This is a genomic window from Saccharicrinis aurantiacus, assembly GCF_001660705.2.
GTDB lineage: Bacteria > Bacteroidota > Bacteroidia > Bacteroidales > Marinilabiliaceae > Saccharicrinis > Saccharicrinis aurantiacus.
The window spans coordinates 1-1855 of record NZ_LYBV02000066.1 but is presented as its reverse complement, the minus strand read 5'-3'; the positions used below and the strand labels follow the sequence as shown (position 1 = coordinate 1855).

2 protein-coding genes are annotated in these 1855 nt (G+C 32.2%); both read right to left on the bottom strand.

Annotated elements, in window-relative coordinates:
* Positions 1-167 precede the first annotated feature (167 nt).
* Positions 168-1076, bottom strand: a complete 909-nt coding sequence (locus A8B35_RS22950) for an RES domain-containing protein (RefSeq protein WP_068475865.1) — start codon at positions 1074-1076, stop codon at positions 168-170.
* Between the two features lie 186 nt (positions 1077-1262).
* On the bottom strand, positions 1263-1855 hold a 593-nt coding region (locus tag A8B35_RS22945; protein WP_222844214.1), incomplete at its 5' end, for a hypothetical protein.

Below are 1855 nucleotides of genomic sequence, written 5' to 3'. Positions count from 1 at the left end.
AACGAAATCGCCATCCAAAACTCCACTGAGCCAAATCTTTTATTTGTTTTTACCTTTTCCTTTCTAAAGCCAAATCAAAGGTTTGGCGGTGTTCAATACCCTAATTTAACTCCCAAGAAACTACGAACGCCATATGCTTTATACTAGCGTGTTGTAGCCAGTTATTACTATTTCCAATTTAAAATATTTTCATCTCCAACGTGGGCTCTCTGTTGCATTGGATTTAAACTTATTCTTTTACTCTTTGCCTCGTGAATACACCAAAGTGTATCTGCCCATAAAAATTCAAGCTTTTCATCAACCACATTCGGCGGTATAGCCACGTTAGTCTCTTGATACGATGATACAACACTTTGATACCATATTCCATCTAATTCTTCGGCTAGCTTGTATTTAGAATTTCTGTTTAAAACTCTGTCTTTATAATAATTTGTAAGCATATAATCATTACCATTCTTAATATCAGTTTTTGCAAATTCTTCTGAAAAAAACTCAAGTATTTTAAATTGTTCTTCATCATTTAGTGCTCTCTTGAGCCACGAATTATATTTTCTGACTGAATCTATATTAACTTTGTTCTGACTGAATTGAAAGTCTTTTATAAACTCTTCAAAATGAGATTCTGGACTTACCATTTGGGCAAAAGACATTGGTTTATTAATCTTCCAGACACCGACAACTAGGACTAAGTTACCTTTAGCGAGGAACCTTTCCATATTTTCTCCCTTTGAAAAAGTTTCAACACATGCAGTTAGTATATCTGATGAAGCATAAAACATTGACTCAGATGGTCTATTCACTCTACCATAATCTTTAATCAAGTGTTTATCTTTCTCAGTTATATATGAAATTTCACTAAGGGTTTTATAGCTTGTATCAGAGTTCAATATTCTTGCACGAAAAAGCAGATTAGAACCTCCACCAGTCTTTTGCTTTAGTTCAAATCGTTCATTCTTAAAGTCTTTAATGCTTATTGGAATCCTTGGTAGGTATGAATCAAGTATGCCACACAAAGTACTATAATCAACTTTGTGCAAAACATCTCTAACCTTATATAATTCGTCTATTTTGCTCATTTTAATTGGCTACAACGGCTTTAATAAAGTGCGTTGGCTGATTTGAAAAGCCAAACCAACCAAAATCCACAGAGCCGAAATTTTGTTTAGGTTATAAATTTATTCTTTTCACTAGCCGAAACAAAAGTTTCGGCGATTTTATTAAACGAACTTAGCCCGCGAATCTATACTCACAGCCTATGAACTTTATTTTTTGTTGGGCTCCGTTGTTTTTCCCATGTTATCATGAAGTGGTTTGTCAATTATGTCAGCAATCTCTTCTCCAATTTGCTTTAGCTTATCAGTGTTCATGCCGTCCTTTTGCTCATTAAATATAATTAAATCAGAATTACAATAACCTAAATTTAATGTTATGCTATAGTTTTTCCTTTTTTTGTCTTTATATAATGATTTCTCTATAAGGATCGCTTGAATCTGATTATTTGTCCACCTATAAGTCTTTATTTTGAATGGAAAAGCTACTTCACGTTTCGTTATGTCGAACTCATTAATTTCTAACTTATATACAAGAATATTTAATAATCCTAGGAAGACTAAAATAGGTATTACTGAAATAAAAACTATTTGAATTATCATTAATATGTAATTATCTGACCATTCAGTGCCAGCATAAAATGCATAGAAAACAGAAGCATAAATCGGAACAGTCCAAAGAAATCCTTTAGACTTTACAATCTTTATTTTTACGTCATTGCTTTGTAAAAGTTTAAACCTACTTCTTTTAAATAAATTTTGATTCATAAAGTTTTTTATCTGCGTAATGGAGCCCAACGTTTGGC

Bases quoted from the DNA above. Each gene is read 5' to 3' on its own strand.
- A8B35_RS22950 (WP_068475865.1), bottom strand. From the start codon at position 1,076: ATGAGCAAAATAGACGAATTATATAAGGTTAGAGATGTTTTGCACAAA.